The following is a 563-nucleotide window of genomic DNA, read 5'->3' as shown; positions in this document are numbered from 1 at the left end:
CCTCTGCACTCCGCATCGCAATATCACTCGGTTCGTATTCCCGGCACGAGTGACAGGCCGCACAAGCCTAAGAAATCTTTTGCAAAAAAGGAACTCTCGGCAGCCACGCGGCGTTGAACTTTAGCAACTTTAGGAATTGTGGAGATGACAATGCGCTATCTAGGATTGCATGCCCTTGCCTTCGTGATGATCGGCGGTGCCGCCGCGGCCCAGACGATGGACATCAGTAACCTGAGCTCGATCGACGATGCGGACATAATGACCGCGGAAGGCGACAAGGTCGGCGAGGTCGAGGAAATCCTGGTCGACAAGTCGGGCACCCCGGTTGCCGCCGTAATCGAGGTCGGTGGGTTCTTAGATATCGGCGACGAAGACGTGGTCATTATGCTCGAGGACATGACCTACGAAGACGGCGACTTCACCACCCAGCTCTCCGAAGGACAGCTCGAAAGTTTGCCAGTCTGGGACGACTGATGCCCCGCCGCGCGCCTTCTGGCGCGCGGCTTTTTCACGCCCGACACGGCATGCCTGAACCATCTGCCCGAACCTGCGCTTGCTTAGGC

General features: G+C 58.1%; 1 protein-coding gene. It reads left to right on the top strand.

Annotation, left to right across the window (positions count from 1 at the left end):
• The first annotated feature begins 144 nt into the window (after window positions 1-144).
• Window positions 145-474, top strand: coding sequence for a PRC-barrel domain-containing protein (locus tag ACXAG7_RS19930; RefSeq protein ID WP_476667920.1), 330 nt, complete (start codon window positions 145-147; stop codon window positions 472-474).
• Window positions 475-563: the final 89 nt, after the last annotated feature.

The sequence above is a fragment of the Tenacibaculum sp. AWR4_210 genome, from assembly GCF_056160945.1.
The sequence above is the reverse complement of the archived record's forward strand: the minus strand, read 5'-3'. Positions and strand labels throughout refer to the sequence as shown.